At 70.3% G+C, this 20,736-nt stretch carries 20 protein-coding genes; 16 read left to right on the top strand and 4 right to left on the bottom strand.

Going from position 1 to position 20,736, the window contains the following annotated elements:
* The first annotated feature begins 34 nt into the window (after positions 1–34).
* From mihF to ACZ7OI_RS34785, 7 genes are all read left to right on the top strand, one after another.
* The gene (gene mihF / locus ACZ7OI_RS34815) at positions 35–352 is read left to right on the top strand and encodes an integration host factor, actinobacterial type (RefSeq protein WP_003096398.1); all 318 of its coding nucleotides are present in this window, start codon (positions 35–37) and stop codon (positions 350–352) included.
* Positions 349–1,020, top strand: coding sequence for a guanylate kinase (gene gmk, locus ACZ7OI_RS34810; protein ID WP_470268324.1), 672 nt, complete (start codon positions 349–351; stop codon positions 1,018–1,020). The genes mihF and gmk overlap by 4 nt, the downstream gene beginning before the upstream one ends.
* Positions 1,017–1,286, top strand: a complete 270-nt coding sequence (gene rpoZ / locus ACZ7OI_RS34805; RefSeq protein WP_020658117.1) for a DNA-directed RNA polymerase subunit omega — start codon at positions 1,017–1,019, stop codon at positions 1,284–1,286. The genes gmk and rpoZ overlap by 4 nt, the downstream gene beginning before the upstream one ends.
* Entirely contained in the window at positions 1,279–2,511 is a 1,233-nt protein-coding gene (gene coaBC / locus ACZ7OI_RS34800; RefSeq protein WP_470268323.1) for a bifunctional phosphopantothenoylcysteine decarboxylase/phosphopantothenate--cysteine ligase CoaBC, read from the top strand. Before rpoZ ends, coaBC begins: the two co-directional genes overlap by 8 nt.
* Positions 2,512–2,601: 90 nt before the next feature.
* Positions 2,602–3,804 carry a methionine adenosyltransferase gene (gene metK / locus ACZ7OI_RS34795; RefSeq protein WP_451998196.1) on the top strand — a complete coding sequence of 401 codons (1,203 nt, stop codon included), beginning with the start codon at positions 2,602–2,604 and terminating at the stop codon, positions 3,802–3,804.
* Between the two features lie 171 nt (positions 3,805–3,975).
* Positions 3,976–6,078 (top strand): primosomal protein N', encoded by a 2,103-nt coding sequence (locus tag ACZ7OI_RS34790; protein WP_470268322.1) that lies wholly within the window; start codon positions 3,976–3,978, stop codon positions 6,076–6,078.
* A 940-nt stretch (positions 6,079–7,018) separates the two neighbouring features.
* Positions 7,019–7,564 (top strand): GNAT family N-acetyltransferase, encoded by a 546-nt coding sequence (locus ACZ7OI_RS34785; protein WP_470268321.1) that lies wholly within the window; start codon positions 7,019–7,021, stop codon positions 7,562–7,564.
* A gap of 4 nt (positions 7,565–7,568) precedes the next feature.
* On the opposite strand, the gene ACZ7OI_RS34780 is transcribed toward ACZ7OI_RS34785, so the two are convergent.
* Together ACZ7OI_RS34780 and ACZ7OI_RS34775 are read right to left on the bottom strand one after the other, a co-directional pair.
* On the bottom strand, positions 7,569–8,702 hold the full coding sequence (locus tag ACZ7OI_RS34780; protein WP_470268320.1) for a hypothetical protein: 1,134 nt from the start codon (positions 8,700–8,702) through the stop codon (positions 7,569–7,571).
* Positions 8,699–9,766, bottom strand: coding sequence for a helix-turn-helix domain-containing protein (locus tag ACZ7OI_RS34775; RefSeq protein ID WP_470268319.1), 1,068 nt, complete (start codon positions 9,764–9,766; stop codon positions 8,699–8,701). Before ACZ7OI_RS34775 ends, ACZ7OI_RS34780 begins: the two co-directional genes overlap by 4 nt.
* A 254-nt stretch (positions 9,767–10,020) precedes the next feature.
* Between ACZ7OI_RS34775 and ACZ7OI_RS34770 the strand changes: the two genes are divergently transcribed.
* The 5 genes from ACZ7OI_RS34770 (at position 10,021) to ggt (ending at position 13,877) form a co-directional block, all read left to right on the top strand.
* Positions 10,021–10,641: a hypothetical protein gene (locus ACZ7OI_RS34770; protein ID WP_470268318.1), complete on the top strand. Its 621-nt coding sequence runs from the start codon at positions 10,021–10,023 to the stop codon at positions 10,639–10,641.
* Between the two features lie 34 nt (positions 10,642–10,675).
* Positions 10,676–11,338 carry a Crp/Fnr family transcriptional regulator gene (locus ACZ7OI_RS34765; protein ID WP_470268317.1) on the top strand — a complete coding sequence of 221 codons (663 nt, stop codon included), beginning with the start codon at positions 10,676–10,678 and terminating at the stop codon, positions 11,336–11,338.
* Between the two features lie 71 nt (positions 11,339–11,409).
* On the top strand, positions 11,410–11,742 hold the full coding sequence (locus tag ACZ7OI_RS34760) for a hypothetical protein (RefSeq protein ID WP_470268316.1): 333 nt from the start codon (positions 11,410–11,412) through the stop codon (positions 11,740–11,742).
* Positions 11,739–11,966, top strand: a complete 228-nt coding sequence (locus tag ACZ7OI_RS34755; protein WP_470268314.1) for a hypothetical protein — start codon at positions 11,739–11,741, stop codon at positions 11,964–11,966. The genes ACZ7OI_RS34760 and ACZ7OI_RS34755 overlap by 4 nt, the downstream gene beginning before the upstream one ends.
* A gap of 39 nt (positions 11,967–12,005) precedes the next feature.
* Positions 12,006–13,877, top strand: coding sequence for a gamma-glutamyltransferase (ggt, locus tag ACZ7OI_RS34750; protein WP_470268313.1), 1,872 nt, complete (start codon positions 12,006–12,008; stop codon positions 13,875–13,877).
* A gap of 654 nt (positions 13,878–14,531) precedes the next feature.
* Here the strand turns inward: ggt and ACZ7OI_RS34745 are convergent.
* Entirely contained in the window at positions 14,532–14,990 is a 459-nt protein-coding gene (locus tag ACZ7OI_RS34745; protein WP_470268312.1) for a GatB/YqeY domain-containing protein, read from the bottom strand.
* A gap of 125 nt (positions 14,991–15,115) precedes the next feature.
* Between ACZ7OI_RS34745 and fmt the strand changes: the two genes are divergently transcribed.
* The 4 genes from fmt (at position 15,116) to ACZ7OI_RS34725 (ending at position 19,262) form a co-directional block, all read left to right on the top strand.
* Positions 15,116–16,042, top strand: coding sequence for a methionyl-tRNA formyltransferase (fmt, locus tag ACZ7OI_RS34740; protein WP_344267292.1), 927 nt, complete (start codon positions 15,116–15,118; stop codon positions 16,040–16,042).
* Positions 16,039–17,463, top strand: coding sequence for an RsmB/NOP family class I SAM-dependent RNA methyltransferase (locus ACZ7OI_RS34735; protein WP_470268311.1), 1,425 nt, complete (start codon positions 16,039–16,041; stop codon positions 17,461–17,463). Before fmt ends, ACZ7OI_RS34735 begins: the two co-directional genes overlap by 4 nt.
* Positions 17,460–17,966: a flavoprotein gene (locus ACZ7OI_RS34730; protein WP_116205172.1), complete on the top strand. Its 507-nt coding sequence runs from the start codon at positions 17,460–17,462 to the stop codon at positions 17,964–17,966. Before ACZ7OI_RS34735 ends, ACZ7OI_RS34730 begins: the two co-directional genes overlap by 4 nt.
* Positions 17,967–18,062: 96 nt before the next feature.
* Entirely contained in the window at positions 18,063–19,262 is a 1,200-nt protein-coding gene (locus tag ACZ7OI_RS34725) for an IS30 family transposase (RefSeq protein WP_470268310.1), read from the top strand.
* Between the two features lie 28 nt (positions 19,263–19,290).
* Here the strand turns inward: ACZ7OI_RS34725 and phoA are convergent, their stop codons facing one another.
* Positions 19,291–20,694: an alkaline phosphatase gene (gene phoA, locus ACZ7OI_RS34720; protein ID WP_470268309.1), complete on the bottom strand. Its 1,404-nt coding sequence runs from the start codon at positions 20,692–20,694 to the stop codon at positions 19,291–19,293.
* Between the last annotated feature and the right edge of the window lie 42 nt (positions 20,695–20,736).

The following is a 20,736-nucleotide window of genomic DNA, read 5'->3' as shown; positions in this document are numbered from 1 at the left end:
ACCCACCCAGATGTGAGAACTACCGGAGGAAAACGTGGCACTTCCCCAGCTGACAGAGGAACAGCGTGCTGCGGCGCTGGAGAAGGCCGCCGCCGCCCGCCGCATCCGTGCTGAGCTGAAGGAGCGGCTGAAGCGGGGCGGTACCACTCTGGTCGACGTGCTGAAGCAGGCCGAGGAGAACGAAGTCCTCGGCAAGATGAAGGTTTCGGCCTTGCTCGAGGCGCTCCCCGGCGTCGGCAAGGTGCGCGCCCAGCAGACGATGGAACGACTGGAGATCGCCCCCAGCCGCAGGCTCCGCGGGCTCGGCGACCGGCAGCGCAAGGCGCTGCTGGCCGAGTTCAGCGGCGAGTGAGCGGCGTCGGTCAGGACTACCCGGTGACCCGGGGCGCCGACCGCGGCAGTGAGCCGGTGGCAGGAGACATCTCCCGCCCCCGGCTCACCGTCGTCTCCGGCCCTTCCGGCGTCGGGAAGTCGAGTGTGGTGGGACAGCTGCGCCTGCTCGAGCCGAACCTGTACTTCAGCGTTTCGGTGACGACGCGGGCGCCGCGGCCGGGCGAGGTCGACGGAAACCATTACCACTTCGTGGATTCCGCCGAATTCGACCGGATGGTGGCCGGGAACCGGCTGCTGGAATGGGCCGAGTTCGCGGGCAACCGGTACGGCACGCCCCGCGAGCCGGTGGAGAACGCGCTGGCGGACGGCCGTCCGGCGGTCCTGGAGATCGAACTGCAGGGCGCCCGGCAGGTCCGGGCCGCGATGCCGGAGGCGCGGCTGGTCATGCTGATGCCGCCGTCCTGGGAAGAACTGGTCGGCAGGCTCACCGGCCGGGGCACCGAGACCGAGGCCGCGGTGGCCGCCCGGCTGGCCGAGGCGGAACGCGAACTGGCCGCGGCCGGGGAGTTCGACGAACGGGTCGTGAACGCCGACGTCGAGGTCGCCGCGCGGCGGTTGCTAGACTTGATTACCGGCGGTGGCGATTCTGCCGCCGATCGATGTGACGATACGGAGCACCACGAGTGACTGTGCAACAGGCGACGCTGGAAGAGCTCGAAGGCATCACCAACCCGCCGATCGACGACCTGCTCGAGAAGGTCTCCTCGAAGTACGCGCTGGTGATCTACTCGGCCAAGCGGGCCCGGCAGATCAACGACTATTACGCGCAGCTGGGCGAGGGCCTGCTGGAGTACGTCGGCCCGCTGGTCGAGCCGGGCCCCCGCGAGAAGCCGCTGTCGATCGCGCTGCGCGAGATCCACGGCGGGCTGCTCGAGCACACCGAGGGTGAGTGACGCCAAGCCCAGGGTCGTCCTGGGCGTGGGCGGCGGCATCGCCGCCTACAAGGCGTGCGAGGTCCTGCGGGGCCTCACCGAATCCGGGCACGACGTCCGCGTCGTGCCCACCGAGGCCGCGCTGAACTTCGTCGGCGCGGCGACCTTCGAGGCACTGTCCGGCAACCCGGTGCACACCGGGGTCTTCACCGAGGTGCCCGAGGTGCAGCACGTGCGGGTCGGCAAAGAGGCCGACCTCGTGCTGGTCGTCCCGGCGACCGCGAACCTGCTGGCCAAGGCCGCGCACGGGCTCGCCGACGACCTCCTGACGAACACCCTGCTCACCGCCCGGTGCCCGGTCGCCTTCTTCCCGGCGATGCACACCGAGATGTGGGAGCACCCGGCCACCCGCGACAACGTGGCGCTGCTGCGCTCGCGCGGCCTGGTCGTCACCGAACCCGCGGCAGGCCGGTTGACCGGTGTCGACACCGGCAAGGGACGGCTCGCCGACCCGGCCGAGATCGTCGATCTGGCCCGGCTGCTGCTCGCCGAACCGCGCGCGCTGCCGCGAGACCTCGAAGGCCTCCGCGTGGTGATCTCCGCGGGCGGCACCCGGGAACCGCTCGACCCGGTCCGCTTCCTCGGCAACCGCTCGTCCGGCAAACAGGGCTTCGCCCTCGCCCGGGTCGCCGCGCAGCGCGGCGCCGAGGTCACGCTGGTCGCCGGGCACACCGACGAGCTGCCCTCCCCGGCGGGCGCGACGCTGCAGCGCGTGTCCACGGCGGAAGAAATGCGCAAAGCGGTGCATTCCGCCGCGGCGGACGCGGATGTCGTCGTGATGGCCGCCGCGGTCGCGGATTTCCGCCCCGCGACGCTGGCCGATCACAAGATCAAGAAGTCCGACGACAGCCCGGACCCGGTCATCGCGCTCGACCGCAACGCCGACATCCTCGCCGAGCTGGTGCGCGGCAAGCGGGACGGGCAGATCGTCGTGGGTTTCGCCGCGGAAACCGGCGACGAGAACGGCAGCGTGCTCGACCACGCCCGCGCGAAACTTCGCCGCAAGGGCGCGGATCTGCTCGTGGTCAACGCGGTCGGCGACGGCAAAGCGTTCGGCACCGAGGACAATTCGGGCTGGCTGCTCGCCGCGGACGGCACGGAGCAGGTCATCCCGCAGGGCGCCAAGGCTCGGCTGGCGGCCACATTGTGGGATGCCGTAACGGCGTTGATCGAACGTCGACTCTAGCTACAGGCCCGCTGGGTAGGGTGGGCTGTGCCAGGAGCGCCTGAAATACCGGTGGGGCGCCATCGCTTGACCGAGGGAAGTGACGAGGTCGTGTCTGCGTCCACGAAAAGGCTGTTCACGTCGGAATCCGTGACTGAGGGCCACCCCGACAAGATCTGTGACGCCATCAGCGACTCGATCCTGGACGGCCTGCTGACCAAGGACCCGCGCAGCCGGGTCGCCGTCGAGACCCTGATCACGACGGGCCAGGTGCACGTCGCGGGCGAGGTGACGACCGAGGCGTACGCGGACATCCCCACCATCGTGCGGGACGTCATCCTGCGCATCGGCTACGACTCGTCGGCCAAGGGCTTCGACGGCAACTCCTGCGGCGTGAACGTGGCGATCGGGTCGCAGTCTCCCGACATCGCGCAGGGCGTCGACACGGCGTACGAGTCGCGCGTGGAATCGGACGAGGACGAGATCAACCGCCAGGGCGCGGGCGACCAGGGCCTGATGTTCGGCTACGCCTGCTCGGACACGCCCGAGCTGATGCCGCTGCCGATCGCGCTCGCGCACCGCCTGTCGCGGCGGCTGACCGCGGTCCGCAAGGACGGCGTGCTGCCGTACCTGCGCCCGGACGGCAAGACCCAGGTGACCATCGAGTACGCGGGCGAGCAGCCGGTCCGGCTCGACACCGTCGTGGTGTCCACCCAGCACGCGGACGGGATCGACCTGGAGCAGATGCTCGGGGTCGACGTGCGCAAGCACGTGGTGGAGCCGGAGCTGGCCGAACTGGGCCTCGACACCGACAGCACCCGCCTCCTGGTGAACCCCACCGGCCGCTTCGTGATCGGCGGCCCGATGGGCGACGCCGGGCTCACCGGCCGCAAGATCATCGTCGACACCTACGGCGGCATGGCCCGCCACGGCGGCGGCGCGTTCTCCGGCAAGGACCCGTCCAAGGTGGACCGTTCGGCCGCGTACGCGATGCGCTGGGTGGCCAAGAACGTGGTCGCCGCGGGCCTGGCCGGACGGGTCGAGGTGCAGGTGGCGTACGCGATCGGCAAGGCCGCTCCGGTCGGCCTGTTCGTCGAGACCTTCGGCACCGAGACGGTCGACCCGAGCAAGATCCAGTCGGCCATCAGCGAGGTCTTCGACCTGCGCCCCGCCGCGATCATCCGCGACCTGGACCTGCTGCGCCCGATCTACGCCCCCACCGCCGCGTACGGCCACTTCGGCCGCCCGGACCTGAACCTCCCCTGGGAAAGCACCGCCCGCGCCGACGCCTTGCGCTCCCTGGCCGGCGCCTGACCCGCTTCTGGTCCGTGAAGGGCTCCTTGAGGGAATCTGATTCCCTCAAGGAGCCCTTCACGGCTTTCGGGACAGACCCTCGAACCGTCAGCACAATCAGGCTTCGGCGGCACCCCGCCGCACCTTCCCTCGGCGACAGGACTGTCGGCCCTGTCTGGTAGAGATCTTCTGGTGACCAGCTCCGAACCCGCCCCGCTGTGGGACCTCCCGGAGCCTCCGCGCTCCGCCCCGGAGCCGAAGGCCACCCCGGCGAAGAAGAAGACACCGGCCAAGACCCGCTCCCGCAAAGGCCAGCAAACCCCTGCCCCGGAACTCCCCGTCGCCAAGATCGCCGTCGACATCCCCCTGGCCCACCTGGACCGCACCTTCGACTACCAGGTCCCGGAAAAACTCCACGAATCGGCGGTCCCCGGCTGCCGGGTCCGAGTGCGCTTCGCCGGCCAACTGGTCGACGGCTACCTCATCGAACGCACCGACACGACGGAATACGAACGAAAACTCGCCTACCTGGAACGAGTCACCTCCAGCGAACCCGTCCTCCCGCCTTCTTTGCACGCCGTCTGCCGCTCGGCAGCCGACCGCTACGCCGGAACCCTCTCCGACGTCCTGCGCCTGGCCCTGCCCCCGCGACACGCCAAGGTGGAAGCCGAACCGCCCGCGGAACCGGCCCCGGCGCCGACCGCGCCGGACATCTCCGCGTGGTCCCGCTACCAACGCGGCGAAGCCTTCCTGGAAGCCGTCACCGAAGCCCGCCCAGCGAACGCAGTCTGGCAAGCCCTCCCCGGCGAAGACTGGCCCCGCCGCCTAGCCGAAGCAGCCGCCACCGCGGCTTCCCAGGGCCGCGGCGCCGTCCTGGTAGTCCCCGACCACCGCGACCTCGCCCGAGTGCACGAGGCATGCATCGAACTGGTCGGAGAACAGGGCGTCGCCGCGCTGATCGCCGGTCTGGGGCCGGCAGAGCGGTACCGTCGCTGGCTTTCCGTGCTGCGCGGCGCAGTTCGCGTAGTAGTCGGCACTCGCGCGGCGATGTTCGCCCCCGTCGCCGATCCGGGCCTGTTCGTCGTCTGGGACGACGGAGACGACCTGCACCTGGACCCGCATGCCCCGTACCCCCACGTACGGGATGTGCTGATGGATCGGGCCCACGCAACGAAATCAGCATTCCTGGTCGGCGGATTCGCCCGGACCGCCGAGGCTCAGCTCTTGGTGGAATCCGGCTGGGCGCAGCAAATCCAGGCCGATCGCACCGAACTCCGCGCCGCCGCACCGCGCGTGACTCCCGTCGGCGAGGACTTCGACGTAGCGCGCGACGAAGCCGCCCGCGTAGCCCGCCTGCCCGCAGTCGCTTTCGAGGCGGCACGCCAAGCCTTCGCCGCCGGATTGCCCGCTCTGGTCCAAGTCCCGCGCCGCGGCTATGTCCCCGGATTGTCCTGCGGCCAATGCCGAACGCCTGCCCACTGCCGCCGCTGCGCCGGTCCGCTCGCGTTGCCCGGCGGTTCGGTGGACGGTGCCCCGCGCCCGCCCGCCTGCCGGTGGTGCGGCGTCCCGGAGACCGCTTTCCGTTGCCCCGCTTGCGGTTCCGTTCGCTTGCGGGCGGTCGTCGTCGGCGCGAAACGCACGGCCGAAGAACTGGGCCGGGCTTTCCCCGGGGTGCCGGTCCGGACCTCCGGGGCCGCCGAAGTCCTGGCGACCGTCCCCGGCCGCCCGGCTCTGGTGGTCTGCACGCCAGGTGCGGAGCCAGTCGCCGAAGGCGGTTACGGAGCGGCGCTGCTGCTGGACGGCTGGGCGCTGCTCGGCCGTCAGGATCTGCGTGCGGCGGAAGAAACCCTCCGCCGCTGGATGGCCGCAGGCGCGCTGGTCCGCCCGGCGTCGAGCGGCGGCCGGGTGGTCGTCGGCGCGGAGGCCGGGCTGCCGGTGGTGCAAGCGTTGGTGCGCTGGGATCCGGGATGGCACGCGAGCCAGGAACTGGAGCAACGCCGGGAACTGGGCTTCCCGCCCGCGATGCGGATGGCGAGCGTCGAGGGGAGCCCGGCCGCGGTGGCGAGCGTGCTGGACGACCTCCCGCTGCCGGACACCGGCGAGGTCCTCGGCCCGGTCCCGCTGGGCGATTTCGACGACGAAGGCAACGCCGAACGCGAGCGAGCGCTGGTGCGGGTGGCCCGCCCGGACGGCCGCGCCCTGGCGACGGTGGTGCGAGACGCGGTGGCCCGCCGGGACGCCCGGAAGGCGGTCGAGCCGGTGCGGGTGCAGTTGGATCCGCTGGACTTGATTTAGGCGGTTGGGTGCCGTCGGTTGGGGCGCGTGGTGCGGGGACGCGGTCGGGCCGGTGCGGTGCGGTTGGATCCGCTGGACTTGATTTAGGCGGTTGCGCGCGGTCTGTTGGGGCGCGGGGAGACGGTAGGGCCGGTGTGGGAGCGGTTGGATCCGCCGGATCTGATTTAGGTGATTGGCGCGGTGTGTTGGGGCGCGGTGCGGGGATGCAGTCGGGCCGGTGTGGGTGCGGCTGGTTCCGTTGGACTTGGTTCAGGTGGTTGGGCGCGTGGCGAGGAGGTGCGGCAGGCGCTCGGGCCGGTGCGGGTGGACCCGTTGGACCTGATTTAAGCGGTTGCGGTGCGGTCGGTTCCGGCGCGTAGCCCGGTAGCGCGCGAAAGCTGCGAAAGGCACTCGACCCGATGCGAGTCCCATTGGATCCCTCCGCTCATTGCCTGACGACAGGAACCTCCGCGAGCACCACGGCATTCGTTCACCCGCATGAGCCGCAGTCGCACGCGGACGCGAGACGCCGCCGACCCCAAGCAGTCGCTCAAGGTCGCCAGCAGCCCTGCCAACGCGCGGAGTGACAGGCCCGCAATCCGCCCCCACCCCCTGCGCAGGCAACTGGATCCGCGGACTCCGATCTAGTCAGCCGCTAATTCCCTCCTCGAACCCGGCCCCGGAAGCCGTTTTCCGTGCTGCTGCACGAGTTCCGTTTGAACCGGTTCGTCCCGGGGTGTATTGGGGAGGTGGAAACCGGGGGAGGGGCGTGGTCGCGCAGGGTAGCCGGTTGCTCCGTTCGCAGGACCGGGCTGCGGCATCTGCAGTCTTCGCGCCTACCGAGAGCACACTTACTCTTGAGGCCGGGCGGCCATGATCAGGACCGCGGCCCGGGCCGGTTCCGGGCCGGCCTCCCGCTCGCGTGCCGCGTGCCCGGTCCTGCGGACAGGAGTCGGCGTTGATGGGCGACGTCTCGATCCGGCCGGCCGAGCAGGCGGACCTCGCGACGCTGGCGGAGGTCTTCGGCGACGAGGGGTTCTTCGAGGACCGGTTCACCCGGCAGGCGAAGGGGCTGGGCGTGCTGTTCGCCGCGTGGTGCTCCGCGCGGCCGGTCGGCGACGTCTACCTGTGGCTGGAAGACGCCGAGGAACCGCCGATCCGCGGCCATCTGCCGGGCGTTCCGCTGCTGACTCACCTGGAAGTCGCCCCGGACGCGCGCAACCGCGGCATCGGCGCGGCTCTCGTGCATGCGGCCGAGGACTACCTGGTCGGCCACGGCCATGCCCTCGGCGCGCTCGCGGTCCGCACCGACAACACCCGCGCCGCCCGGCTGTACAGCCGCCTCGGTTACCGGGACTGGGGCCACGGCACCGTCGTTTGCTACGCGGAGCGAGTTTCGCCCGACGGGCGCACGATTTCCGAGGCCGAACGGTGCCATGTCCTGGTGAAAGGGCTGCCGGACGACAGCCCCGCACCTCTGGCGAGCCGCACTTGCGGCGAGCGCTGAACCTTCAGGACTTGTGCACGATCTCCGAGATCCCCAGCGTGTCGAAGGCGGCGTCCGGATCGCCCGGCGCCCCGTGCCGCGCACGCAGCGACAGCAGATGCGTCTGCCAGGTGTCCCGGTCCCGCTGCCAAGCACGCAGATACCGGGCGCACAGGTCGGGCTCGATCAGCCGGCTGCGGCCGTAGGCAGCCTTCAGCGCGGCGATCATCCGGGCCTCGTACGCACCGGTCAGCTGCGGCGCTTCCTGGACCTGCCGAATCGTGGTGTTGATGAACGCCCGACGGCTTTCCAGGAACCTCGCCCAGTGCTCAGTGGTCGCGTCGGCGATGCTCATGCCGTTGTCCAGGAGGCAGTAGACGCCCTCGGCGAGCGTGTCGCCCAGTTCCTCCGACCTGGCACGCATGGTGTCGCGAAAGGGGTCGTAGTCGTCCTGGTACGCGGAGCCAGTGACCGCGGTGGCGCGCAACCCGGTGCCGCTGAGGAGAAAGAACCAGTCCTCGTTGTAGATGTCCGGGAAAAACGACGAGAACGCGTCGCGCCCGACCGCCAGCGCGCCGCCGCCGACGAACGTGTCCTGCTCGCCTCCGGACTGGTGGTAGGCGTGGCACACCACGGAGTTGTCCCGCATGCCGGTGTTGGCGAGGCCGACCGCCGCGTATTCGTCGAGCAGGCCCGCGGCGGCGCGCAGATCGTCCGGCCGCGAAAGGTGAATGTCGTCGTCGAGGAAGAGGATGCGCCGCCATCCGGCGAGGTCGGCGACGAGCACGCCGAGGTTGCGCTTGAAGCTCGTGTCAGTGCGGCGCAACTGGCGTTTCGCCTGCAGCAGCTTGCTCGTCGCGAAGGGCGGAACGGCGCCGAGGCCGGCGGCTTCGTCCGTGTCGATCGCGAGGACGCGCACCCCGTCGCGCTTCGCGGCCAGCACCGCGTCGGTCGCCCGGGCGCTCTTGCTGCACAGCAGCAACAGCGTGGCGTCGACCTCGCGGGCCGCGCGGAAAGCGTCCTTGAGGTAGGCGGCGGGGCGGCCGTTGGGCACGACGATCGCGTCAAGCTGGGCTTGCGGAGCGTCCTTCGCGGCGACGTGATGCAGCAGCCGCTGGTGCGTCGTGTGCTGCGCGGGCGCTGCGACGGTCGCGGTCATGGGAGGCTCGATTCTGGCCACTCGTGCAGCCGGTTCTCTCGCAGGGTCCAGTCTGGGGTGAGCCCCTGGTTGTCGAAGACCGGGACCCGGCTGATGATGCTGAAGGAATCCGCGCCCGCGAAGCGCTGGTCAAGGTAGGCCTGGTTGCGATCGCGGAAGCGGCGGTCGGTCAGCGCTCGTACGGCCCCGAGGGTGCCGCGGCCGTACATCCCGTTGCACACGGTCACAGTGCGCTTGCGGTTGAGCGGGCTGACGCCGTGGTAGAAGTGCGCGACGTCCTCGATCAGAACGCCGTCGCGCAGTTTGGCGCTGAACATCCGGGTCGTCCCGTCCGCGCAGGTCACCTCGAACCCGCTGTCCAGCTGCTCTTCGTCGCCCTTGCGGCTGATCTGGCGGACCGGCACGTCGACCCGGTCGAGCAGCGCGCGGGTCTGCGGGTTCCAGTCGACGCCGCCGAGCAGCACCAGGTGCGCGGTGTACTCGTCCGCCGACAGCGTCGTGTTCTGGTCGGTGGTGCGGAAGGTGACGTCGCTCGCCGGGTTGCACGCGCGGATGTGGCCGTAGAGCTCGATCAGCGCGTCCGGGTCGGCGTAGGTGTAGAGGTTCACGTAGTCCGGGCTGGAGGGGTCGGTGTAGGCGATGCGGTACTTCTCCGGCAGCTGCGCGCAGACGATCACGATGTCCTGCTTCGGCGGGAAGTGCCACAGGCTCTCGGGGGCGAAGACCGGCTGGGCCGGCGGGTCTTCGAGGTCGCCGCGCAGCGTCTGCAGCTCCGCGAGCAGCTCCTTGCGGACGGTGTGCTCGTCGTCGGTCAGGTCTTCGACTTTCAGGAGGTGAAGGCGGGGGCCCTGCACCGAACGGCGGGTGGCGAAGAAGGTCGCGTATGCCTCGAGCCGCGGCGGCGGGGGCGTCACCGGCTTCGTCACGTTCTCCCACGCCGACAGCAGCCCGGTGCTGACGCCGAAGGCCTCGGCGAGCTGTTTCTGGGTGAGCACCACGTCGGACCAGCTCTCCTTGCGCAGAGTACGCAGGCGAGCGGCGAGCGCGGGGTTGGGCTGAGACACGACTTCAGACCCTTCAGTGAAGTTCAGCCAGGCGTGAATGGCGGGGATTCTACACCCGGGAGGCCGGAGTTGCCGGACGGGCCGGGGGTGGGGTGTCGGCGAGTGTTCAGGGGTGGTCAATCGCGGACCGGACCCGTGCTTGAACGGAAGATGTCGTGTGCGCGACACCATTGTTTCAGTCCGGGCCCGCCCTTATAGTAGCTCTTGTGAAAGTCTACTAGATTTCAGTAGCTTCCTGAAATAGGGGGGCGGTCATGGACACCTCAGCAGTACAGGCACCAGTACACCGAGCCATCGTGGTGGTCGACATCGAAGGGTCGACCACCCGCACGAACCCGGCTCGGGCCGGGCTCCGTTCGGTCCTGTTCGACCTGCTCGACGAGGCGTTCCTGGCCGGGGGCATCACCGAGCAGTTCCGGGACCCGTTCGTCGACCGGGGCGACGGCGCGCTGTGCCTCGTCCGGCCGGTCGACGAGGCGCCGAAGACGGTTCTGCTCGCCCGCGTGGTGCCCGCGCTGGCCGAACTGCTCGCCCGGCACGGCGACCAGGACCCCGAACTGGCCTTCCGGCTGCGCGTTTCGGTGCACGCCGGCGAGGTGCACTACGACGCCCACGGCCCGTACGGCGAGGACATCGACATCGCCTGCCGGCTTCTCGACGCGCCTGACCTGAGACGCAGGCTGCGCAGCTCCTCCGGCCCGCTCGCTCTCGTCGTCTCGAACGCCATCCACCGCTCGGTCGTCCGGCACGGCTACGCCGGGATCGACCGCAGCTCCTTCGCCCACGCCTTCACCGTGCGGGTCGGCGGACAGCGGACGCGGGGCTGGGTCCGCACCACCGACGCCGTCCGGCCGGGAGCGGGACTGATCGCCTGAGCGGTCCCGCCGGCGACGAGGAGGGTGGACCGTTGTGGAGACGACCGGGTTCTGGCCGGCGCTGGGCGCCGCGGACCGCGCGAAGTTCGAAGAGCTGTCCGTCCGCAAGGCCTATCGGCGCGGAGACGTCCTCTGCCGCGAAGGCGAGCGGGCCTCGGTGGTGCTTCTCCTGCTGGCCGGGCACGTCCGGATCACCAACGCGACGCCGGACGGGCGCGAGGTCGTGATCGGCGTCCGCGGCGCGGGCGACGTGATCGGCGAACTGGCCGTGATCGACGGCGGACGGAGGTCGGCGACAGTGCAGGCACTCGACGAACTCGACGTCCTGGTCGTGCCCGCCGCGCGGTTCGTCGCGCTGTGCCGGCGCGAGGCGGCGATTTCCTGGGCGCTGCTGCAAGTCCTGGCCGACCGGATGCGCGACGTCGGAAGGCAGTGGCTCGACATCGGCGGCGGGACGAGCGCCCGCCGCGTGGCCGCGCAGCTGATGCAGCTGGCGGTGCAGCACGGCGTGCGGCGCGGCGCGGACATCGAAGTCACGGTGCCCGGCACGCAAGCGGAACTCGCGATGACAGCCGCGATTTCGCGCGAATCGTGGGCACGGGTGACGCGGGAACTCCGCCGCCAGGGGGTGATCAGCACCGGGCGCGGCAAGGTGACCATTCACCGGCTCCCGGAATTGCGGAGACTCGCCCGCTGAACGTGTCAGCTGACACAGATTTCCCGGCTTCGCCGGGGTTTTCTGGAAACACACCACCGAGGGAGGCAGTCATGGAACCGTTTCTTCCCGCTCCTCAGCCGGTTCGCTGGCGTCGGGGGGTGTACGCGGCAGCTCTGGTCGTCCCGTTCACCGTCGCTCAGGTGTGGGCGCTGCTGGTGTTGCTGAGCTTCGAATCGTTCCACGGGCTTGTCGCGCAAGCGTTCCTGGTGATCCTCATCGGCTCCCTGATCGCGACGGCCGCGGGCTGGCGCTGGGTGTGGCAGCTGGGTTCGGAGCGCAAGCGCGTTCAGGCTCGCGAGGAACTGCGCCGGCGGGCGTACGAGAACATGCGCGAATTCGGGCGCGAGGACCTTCGCGAACCGCGGATACGGGTGGGGATATGACCACCGCGCTGGCCGCCGCGCAAAGCGGGCAAGGCGTGCCGGCCGGGGTGCTCGTGCTCGCGCTGGTGGTGCTGGTCGCGGTGATCCGGGTGCTGCGCTGGATCGCCGGGCTGGCGGTGAAGCTGGCCGGGTCGGTCGCCGCGGTGTCCGGGCTGGTGGTCGGAGTGTTCGGGGTCGGCGGCCTGGCGACTCTGACCGCGGTGGCGATGGCGGCCTCGAAATGAGTGTGGACACCGGTTCTGCCGCGGGGCAGACTCGCCCGCATGCCCACGACCGGAAAGCGAATCCTCGCGGTGCTCTCCGTGGCCGCCCTGGTGTCCACGGCCGGGGCGGCCACCGCCTCGGCCGCCGTTCCCACTCCTAAATCGCCTGTCGCGACCGGCTATCTCGGCGCGGTGTCGAGCATCGACGCCGACGCCACGGCCATCGGCACGCAGGTGCTGCGCGGCGGCGGCAACGCCGTCGACGCGGCGGTCGCGGTCGCGGCCGCACTCGGCGTCACGGACCCGTTCTCGGCCAGCATCGGCGGGGGCGGGTTCTTTGTGTACTACGACGCGAAGACCGGCAAGGTCCATACGCTCGACGGGCGGGAAACCGCGCCCAAGACCGCGGACGAGAACCTGTTCGTGGAGAACGGCAAGCCGCTGCCGTTCGCGGATGCCGTGACGAGCGGGCTGAGCGTCGGGGTGCCGGGCACTCCGGCTACTTGGCGTGACGCGTTGCGCAAGTGGGGGACGCGCTCGCTCGCGCAGTCGATCGCTCCGGCGGAGCGGTTGGCACGCAAGGGGTTCGTGGTCGACCAGACGTTCCATGATCAGGTCGCGCACAATGCCGGTCGGTTCGCTGCGTTTCCTTCTACCCGGTCGTTGTATCTGCCGGGCGGGCAGCCGCCCGCGCCGGGGACGGTGTTCCGGAATCCTGATTTGGCCGCTACGTATGGGCAACTGGCTCGGCGGGGGACGGATGCGTTGTACCGGGGCGAGATCGGGGCGGATATCGCCCGGACTGTCCAGCGGCCGCCGGTTGATCCGGCTTCTTCGCTGAATGTTCGGCCGGGGAAGCTCTCTGTTGCTGATCTCGCTGATTATCGGGCCATTGAGCGGGAGCCGACGCATGCGGAGTACCGCGGGCTGGACGTGTATGGGATGCCTGCGCCTTCGTCTGGCGGGCTTACCGTGGGCGAGGCTTTGAACATCCTGGAGAATTTTGATCTCCGAGGGGCCAGCAAGGCTGATTATCTGCAGTATTTCCTGGAGGCTTCGCGGTATGCGTTCGCTGACCGGAATCGGTGGATCGGCGATCCCGCGGTGGTCGATGTGCCGGCGAAGGAATTGCTCAGTCAGGGGTTCGCGGACAGCCGGGCTTGCTTGATCTCTCGGGATCGGGCCGGGGTCAGTCCGGTTGCGCCTGCTGATCCGCGGAATCCTCAGCCTTGTGGTGCTGGTTCTGTCGGGGCGCCTACGCCTTATGAAGGGGAGAACACTACTCACCTTACTGTGGCGGACAAGTGGGGGAATGTTGTCGCTTACACCCTGACTATCGAGCAGGAGGGTGGTAGCGGGATTGTGGTGCCTGGGCGGGGGTTCTTGCTGAACAACGAGTTGACTGACTTCTCGTTTGTTCCGGTTACGCCCGGGGTGCCGGATCCTAATCTTCCTGGGTCTGGGAAGCGGCCTCGGTCTTCTATGGCTCCTACTGTGGTTTTGCGGGACGGGAAGCCGTTCTTCGCCACGGGATCGCCTGGAGGGGCGTCGATTATTACTACGGTGTTGCAGGTTGTGCTGGGGAGGATTGATCGGGGGTTGTCGTTGGAGGATGCGATTGCTGCTCCTCGGGCTTCTCAGCGGAATTCTGCCAAGGCTGATGTGGAGGCGGGGTTTTTGGCTCAGCCGGAGGTTGCGGATTTGCAGGGGCGGGGGCAGGTGTTTTCGGGGTCGCCTGCGGAGATCGGGGCGGCTACCGGGGTGGAGAGTTTGGGGGGTGGACGGTGGGTTGCTGCTGCTGAGCCGGTGAGGCGGGGGCAGGGGGCTGCTCAGGTGGTGTTGCCTTGGGGGTGGCCTGGGGGGGGAGGTAGGGCGGGCTCGTCGCCTGGCGGCGACATTGCGCCCGGGGTCGTGGGGGCACCCCGAAGCTGATTGTGATGACGGGCGACGGGTGCTTGTCAAGGCGGGAAAGATGCCTTGACAAGCACCCGTCGCCCGCATTTGTGGCTTCGTATCGGGGTGCGGGGGAGTGTGGGTGCGCTGGGTTAGGTGGGTGCGGGGGGTCGCCTTGGGGGGTGGGGGCGCGTGGCTTGGGTGTTTTGGTGAGTGGGGTTCGCGGGTGCGGGGGTGGTGGGTGTGCCGGGGCTGGGTGGCTCAGTGAGTGGGTTTGCGCGGGTGCGGTTTGGCGGGTGTGTCCGGCCTGGGTGCTGTGGCGAGTGGGCTTGCGGGTGTGCTCGGTTTGGGTGCCCGGACGTGATTTGCGCCTTGCCGCCGGTCTTGCTCCTCGTTGCGCGGCATCCACTTGCACCGCTGTCGATCGCGCTGACCGGTGCCAACGGGAGAAAAGCCCAATGCGGCGTTGAGTGCGTCGCGGCGGCGCGCGGATAGTCCGACCCGGTCCGTGAAGGTCCCCTTGAGGGAATCCGGGTCCGTGAAGGGGCCCCTCACGGACTTCGGCGGGTCGTGAGGGGAACCCTGGGGGAATCAGGGTCTGTGAGGGTTCCCCTCACGGACGTCGGGCGAAGCGCGGGGGCATCGCAGCAAAAGCAGGGTGCAAGGCCAGCGAGGCCAGCAAGATCGGCGAGGTCAGCCGGCGGAGAGTTGGCGTTTCACCTCGGCGGCGACCCGGGAGCCTTCCGCGCGTCCGGCGATCTTCGGCTGCACCGCCTTCATCACGGCACCCATCCCGGCCATCCCGGAGGCGCTCGTTTCCGTCACGGCCTCGGTGACCAAGCCGCGCAGCTCGTCGTCCGAGAGCTGGGCGGGCAGGTAGCCGGTGAGGACCTCCGCCTCGGCTCGTTCGCGCTCGGCCGATTCCGCGCGGCCTGCCTTCTCGAAGGCCTCGGCGGCGTCGCGGCGTTTCTTCACCTCTCGGGTGATGATCTTCAGTATCTCGTCGTCGGAGAGTTCGCGTGCGCTGTCGCCTGCGGTTTCTTCGTAGCCGATCGCCGAGAGGGTCAGGCGCAGCGTTGCGGAGCGCAGCTGGTCCCTCGCCTTGATCGCGGTCGTGAGGTCGTCGTGCAGGGTCGCCTTCAGCGTGGTCATATACCCGATCCTGGCGCCCGCCCCGGCTGGCTGCCCGCGCCGCGCCGCCGGGGACGGGGTCTTCTAGACTCGCTTCCGATGTCCGACCAGCCTGAAATCCCCTTTTCCCTTCCGGAGGTGCGGTGATGCGTCTCGTTTTCGCCGGCACCCCGGAGCCTGCCGTGCCGTCGTTGCGCGCGCTGATCGAGTCCGGGCGGCACGAGGTCGTCGCGGTCGTCACGCGGCCGGACGCCCAGGCCGGGCGCGGGCGCAAGGTGCTGCGGTCCCCGGTCGGGGCCCTTGCCGACGAGCACGGCATCGAGGTGCTCACGCCCGCCCGCGCCGGTGACCCGGCGTTTCTCGCCCGGTTGCGCGAGCTGGAGCCGGACGTCTGCCCGGTGGTCGCGTACGGGGCGTTGCTGCCGCAGTCCGCGCTCGACATCCCCGCGCACGGCTGGGTCAACCTGCACTTCTCGCTGCTGCCCGCGTGGCGCGGCGCGGCTCCGGTGCAGGCGGCGATCCGGGCCGGGGACGAGATGACCGGCGCGTCGACCTTCCGGATCGTGAAGGAACTCGACGCGGGTCCGGTGTTCGGCGTGGTGACCGAGACGATCGGCCCGGCTGACACGTCCGGCGCGCTGCTCGGCAGGCTCGCCGAGTCCGGGGCGCATCTGCTGGTGTCCACCGTGGACGGCATCGAGGACGGCACGCTCCGCGCGGTCGAGCAGCCGGGCGAGGGCATGAGTTACGCGCCGAAGGTGACCGTCGAGGACGCGCGGGTGTCGTTCGCGGACCCGGCTTCGGCGGTCGACCGGCATATCCGCTCGGTGACGCCGGATCCCGGCGCGTGGGCGGAGTTCCGCGGCGAGCGGTTCAAGCTGGGACCGGTCACCGTGCTCGACGAACCCGGTCCGCGGCCGGGCGAGCTGGTGGTCGAGCGCAAGCGCGTGCTCGTGGGCACGGCGACGAAACCGGTGCGGCTGGGCGAGGTCCAGGCGGCCGGGAAGAAACGAATGGCTGCCACCGACTGGGCGCGCGGCACGAGGATCGACGAAGGAGAGCGCCTGCGGTGAACGAGCGTGGAGAACGGCGGCCGTCACGGCCGCAGCGGGGCCGTCCGGCTCCGCGCAAACAGGGACCGCGGCGTCCGCCGGAGATCGATCCGGCCCGCCAGGTGGCGTTCGACGTGCTGCGCGCCGTGCGCGAGAAGGACGCGTACGCCAACCTCGTCCTCCCGCAGCTGCTGCGGGAACGCCGCGTGAGCGGTCGCGACGCCGCGTTGGCCACCGAACTGACTTACGGGTCTGCCCGTGCGCAGGGCCTGCTCGACGCGGTGATCGCCGCGTGCGCCGACCGGCCGATCGAGAAGACCGACCCGGTGGTGCTCGACGCGCTGCGGCTCGGCGTCTACCAGCTGCTGCGCACCCGGATCCCGGAGCACGCCGCTGTCGGGTCCACTGTGGACCTGGTGCGCGCCGAAGCCGGTTCGTGGGCAACGGGGTTCACGAACGCCATCCTGCGCGCGGTGTCCACAAAGGACGAAGCGCAGTGGCTCGACGAACTGACGCCGAACGAGGCCACCGACCCGATCGGCGCGTACGCGCTCCGCACCGCGCACCCGCGCTGGGTCGCCCGGTCGTTCGCGGAAGCGTTGGGGGACAAGGGCGCTGAGCTGAAGGCCGCCCTCGAAGCGGACGACGCCCGCCCCGAGGTGCACCTGGTCGCGCGCCCCGGCGAAATCAGCGCCGACGAACTGGCCGCGATCACCGGCGGCGACCCCGCGCCGTACTCGCCCTACGGCGTCCACCTGCCCGCAGGCGCCGGAGACCCGGCCGACGTGGAGCCGGTGCGCGAACGCCTTGCCGCTGTGCAGGACGAAGGCAGTCAGCTGTGCGCCATCGCCGTCACCAAGGTCCCGCTGGAGGGCTCCGACGAGCGCTGGCTAGACCTGTGCGCGGGACCCGGCGGAAAAGCGGCGCTGCTCGGCGCGCTGGCCAAGAGCAGCGGCGCGCACGTGGACGCTGTGGAGAAGGCTCCGCATCGGGCTCGGCTGATCGAGAACGCCACCCAGGGCCTGCCGGTCGCCGTGCATGTCGCCGACGGTCGTGAATCCGGCCTGGAACCGGGCTACGACCGGATCCTCGTCGACGCTCCGTGCAGCGGCCTGGGCGCGCTGCGCCGGCGCCCCGAGGCCCGGTGGCGCCGCAAGCCGTCGGACGTCGCGGACCTCACCAAGCTGCAGGGCGAACTGCTGATGGCGGCGCTGGACCTGGTGCGCCCGGGCGGCATCGTCACGTACGTCGTCTGCTCGCCGCATCTGGCCGAAACCGAAGGCGTGGTAGGCGAAACCGCCCGCCGCACCAAGTCCGAGATCGTGGACGCCCGGGAGTTCTTCCCCGACGTCCCGCAGCTCGGCGACGGCCCGTACGTCCAGCTGTGGCCCCACCGACACGGCACCGACGCGATGTTCTGCGCGGTGCTGCGCAAACCGTGACAGAGCTGGGTTTGGTCGCCAGCTCGTGCGGCGGACTGGACACCCGGTTCACCGACGAGCTGGCGAAACCGGCGGTCGCCCGAGGCTGGCGGCTGGCCATCACGCTCACCCCGACCGCCTGGGGCTGGCTGAAAGCGACCGGCGGGCTGGGCGAACTCGAAGCCACGACGGACCTTCCGGTGCGCAGCACGTCCCGCCTTCCCGGCGAACCGCGTCCGCACCCGGATCCGAAGGTGTTCCTGTTCGCGCCCGCGTCCGCGAATTCGGTGGCGAAGCTGGCGCTGGGGATCGCGGACAATCAGGCGCTCACACTGCTCGGCGATGTCCTTGGCGCACCAGGGATCACCATCGTCGTGGCCTACCAGATTCAGCCGACCAGGGCACACCACCCAGCCTGGCAACGGCACCTCGACACCTTGGCCGAGGCTGGCGTACGGCTGCATCGGCTCGACCCGCGCCGCCCCTGGTCGGAACCTCTCGACCTGCTGCCCTCGCCTGCGTAGAAAGCCGTGAAGGGCTCCTTGAGGGAATCTAGTTCCCTCAAGGAGCCTTGGGGTCATGGGGTTGTTGCAACACCGCTTTGTTGAAGGGGTGGGGTTGTGGCGCGGGTGTTTCGGTGGTTGCCGCGGTGGGTGCAGGTGGAGTTTTGGGAGCGGATTCGGGCGGGGGCGGCGGTGAAGCCGGCGGCGTGGTCGGTGGGGATCGCCGGGCCGACGGGGGCCCGGTTGTTCCGGCAGGCTGGCGGGGTGATCGGGAATGCGCCCGCTCGGCCGGGGCCGGTGCGGTTGAGCCTGGCCGAGCGGGAGGAGATCGCCTGTCTGCGGGCGGCGGGTCAGGGGGTTCGCGCGATCGGGCGGGCGATCGGGCGGCCCGGGTCGACGGTGTCGCGGGAGCTGGCCCGCAACACCGGGTCCGCGGGACGTTATCGGGCCGTCAGTGCCCAGCACGCCGCGGAGCGGCGCGCGAAACGACCCAAGATCGCGAAGCTGGCGGCGGATCCGGTGCTGCGGGAGGCGGTGGCGGCGGGGCTGGGGCGGAAGTGGTCGCCGCGGCAGATCTCGGCGAGACTGGTGCTGGAGTTTCCCGACCGGCCGGAGATGCGGGTGTCGCACGAGACGATCTACCAAGCCCTGTACGTGCAGGGCCGGGGAGCGCTGCGCCGGGAGCTGGCCGCGGCGCTGCGGACCGGGCGGGCGCTGCGGGTCCCGCGCGCCCGGGCCCAGGCCCGCCGGGCCCGGCCCGGGGCCCGGATCGCGGACATGGTCAGCATCAGCGAGCGGCCCGCCGAGGCTGATGACCGCGCCGTCCCCGGGCACTGGGAAGGCGACCTGATCCTGGGCAAGGACAACAAGTCCGCGATCGCGACCCTGGTGGAACGCTCGACCCGGTTCGCGGTGCTGGTGCCCCTGCACGGCGGCCGCGACGCCGCCGCGGTCGCGACCGCGATGACCGAAGCGATCCAGGCCCTGCCGCCGCTGCTGGTCCGGTCGCTGACCTGGGACCAGGGCACCGAAATGGCCCGCCACAAGCAGATCGCCCTCGCCACCGGGATGGAGATCTACTTCTGCGACCCCCACAGCCCCTGGCAGCGCGGCAGCAACGAGAACACCAACGGCCTGCTGCGCCAGTACTTCCCCAAAGGCACCGACCTCTCCCGCCACAGCACAGCCGACCTCGCCCGCGTCGCCGCCGAACTCAACGGACGACCACGCCACACCCTCGACTGGCACACACCCGCCGAAACCCTCGACGCACTACTCTCACACCACCAGACACCAGGTGTTGCAACCACCACCTGAATCCGCCAGCCCTTCACGGACTTGAGGCTCAGCGCAGGCGAAGTGCCCGCTTCACCGTGCCGAACAGGTCGGTCTGGTTGGTCAGCCCGACGACGTTCGCCGCCTGCGGCCCGTAAGCCGCGATCCGGACCTGCGTGCCGGTGTGCTCCATCGAGGAACCGGGCAGCGCGGTGCCGTAGTTGAGGGTCATGTTCGCACCCTCGTTGGTGATCAACGTCGCGGTCTGGCCAGGCGTCTTCGCGTCGTTCGACACGATCTGGCTGGTGTGGCCGTGGTCCGCAGTCACGACGACGAGCGTGTCAGTGTGGCTGCGCGCGTAAGCGAGCCCGGCCGCAACGGCGGCATCGAAGTCGATCGTCTCGCCGATCTGGCCGCACGGGTCGGCCGCGTGGTCCTGCTTGTCGATCGAAGCACCCTCGACCTGCAGGAAGAAACCCTTGTTGCTGCGCCGGTCTTCAAGCAGCTGCAACGCCTTCTGCGTCTGCGCCACGAGCTTCGGCTGCGTCTTCGGCAGCGCCGCGTTCGGGGTGCAGCGGGTCGGCGCGGTGCCGCCCTGAACGGCCTTCGGCCCGGTCCAGTTCACCGGCATGTTGCCCGGTGCGAACAGCCCGAGCACCGGCTTGCCGGGACGGGCCTTGGCCAGGTCGTCAGCGGTGTTGACCACGTTGTACCCGGCAGCCTTGGCCTGCTCCAGAACCGGCTTGCCCTTGAACTGCCCGGCGGTGGCCTTCTGGTCGAAGTACTTCGCGCCGCCGCCGAGGAGCACGTCCGGGCGGGTCTGCACGAGCTGCTCGGAGATCGAGCCCGCGCCGCCGTTCTCCTTGGCGTTCTGCGCGCACTTCTTGGTCGTCTCGTCCGGACCCTTGCAGTCGCGGTCGACGACGTGCGCGCCGAGCACGGCCGGGGTCGCGTCCTGGACCTCGGCGGTGGTCACGTCGCCGGTGCGCAGGCCGCCGCGCTTGGCGAGTTCGAGCAGCGTCGGGACCGGGTTGCCGTAGGCGTCCACGGAAATCGCGCCGTTGTAGGTCTTCGTGCCGGTCGCCCAGCCGGTGCCGGACGCCGCGGAGTCGGTGACGTAGTCCGGCTTCGCCGGGTTGCCCTTCTCGACCGCGTACGTGGTGTAGTCGCCGGTCAGCGGGAACTCGTCCATCGCGAGCCGGCCTGCCGCGCCGCGCTCGTAGTTGCGCGCCGAGGTGATCTCGGACTGGCCCATGCCGTCGCCGATGAACAGGATGACGTTGCGCGCGTGCCCGCCCTGGATCGCCTGGCGGACCTCCTGCGTGCGGTCGCCCGCGCCGGCCGAAGCGGCGCGCGCGCCTTGGTCGTCCTGGTTGCCCTGCGCGGCGATCGCGACCGGGGCCGCGGCGACCATCGCGACGCCCAGCGCGCCCGCGGCCAGCCACTTGCGGCGGCCTGCCAAGACCGTTCTCATGGTTCTCCTCGAAGTGCTTCCCGTCCGGAACTTCCGGACGTG

The organism is Amycolatopsis sp. NPDC114503 (assembly GCF_055633655.1).
The sequence above is the reverse complement of the archived record's forward strand: the minus strand, read 5'-3'. Positions and strand labels throughout refer to the sequence as shown.

Excerpts from the sequence above, each read along its gene's own strand:
- ACZ7OI_RS34785 (WP_470268321.1), top strand. The coding sequence starts at position 7,019 with ATGGGCGACGTCTCGATCCGGCCGGCCGAGCAGGCGGACCTCGCGACG.
- ACZ7OI_RS34780 (WP_470268320.1), bottom strand. The coding sequence starts at position 8,702 with ATGACCGCGACCGTCGCAGCGCCCGCGCAGCACACGACGCACCAGCGG.
- ACZ7OI_RS34770 (WP_470268318.1), top strand. The coding sequence starts at position 10,021 with ATGGACACCTCAGCAGTACAGGCACCAGTACACCGAGCCATCGTGGTG.
- ACZ7OI_RS34760 (WP_470268316.1), top strand. The coding sequence starts at position 11,410 with ATGGAACCGTTTCTTCCCGCTCCTCAGCCGGTTCGCTGGCGTCGGGGG.
- ACZ7OI_RS34755 (WP_470268314.1), top strand. The coding sequence starts at position 11,739 with ATGACCACCGCGCTGGCCGCCGCGCAAAGCGGGCAAGGCGTGCCGGCC.
- ggt (WP_470268313.1), top strand. The coding sequence starts at position 12,006 with ATGCCCACGACCGGAAAGCGAATCCTCGCGGTGCTCTCCGTGGCCGCC.
- ACZ7OI_RS34745 (WP_470268312.1), bottom strand. The coding sequence starts at position 14,990 with ATGACCACGCTGAAGGCGACCCTGCACGACGACCTCACGACCGCGATC.
- fmt (WP_344267292.1), top strand. The coding sequence starts at position 15,116 with ATGCGTCTCGTTTTCGCCGGCACCCCGGAGCCTGCCGTGCCGTCGTTG.
- phoA (WP_470268309.1), bottom strand. The coding sequence starts at position 20,694 with ATGAGAACGGTCTTGGCAGGCCGCCGCAAGTGGCTGGCCGCGGGCGCG.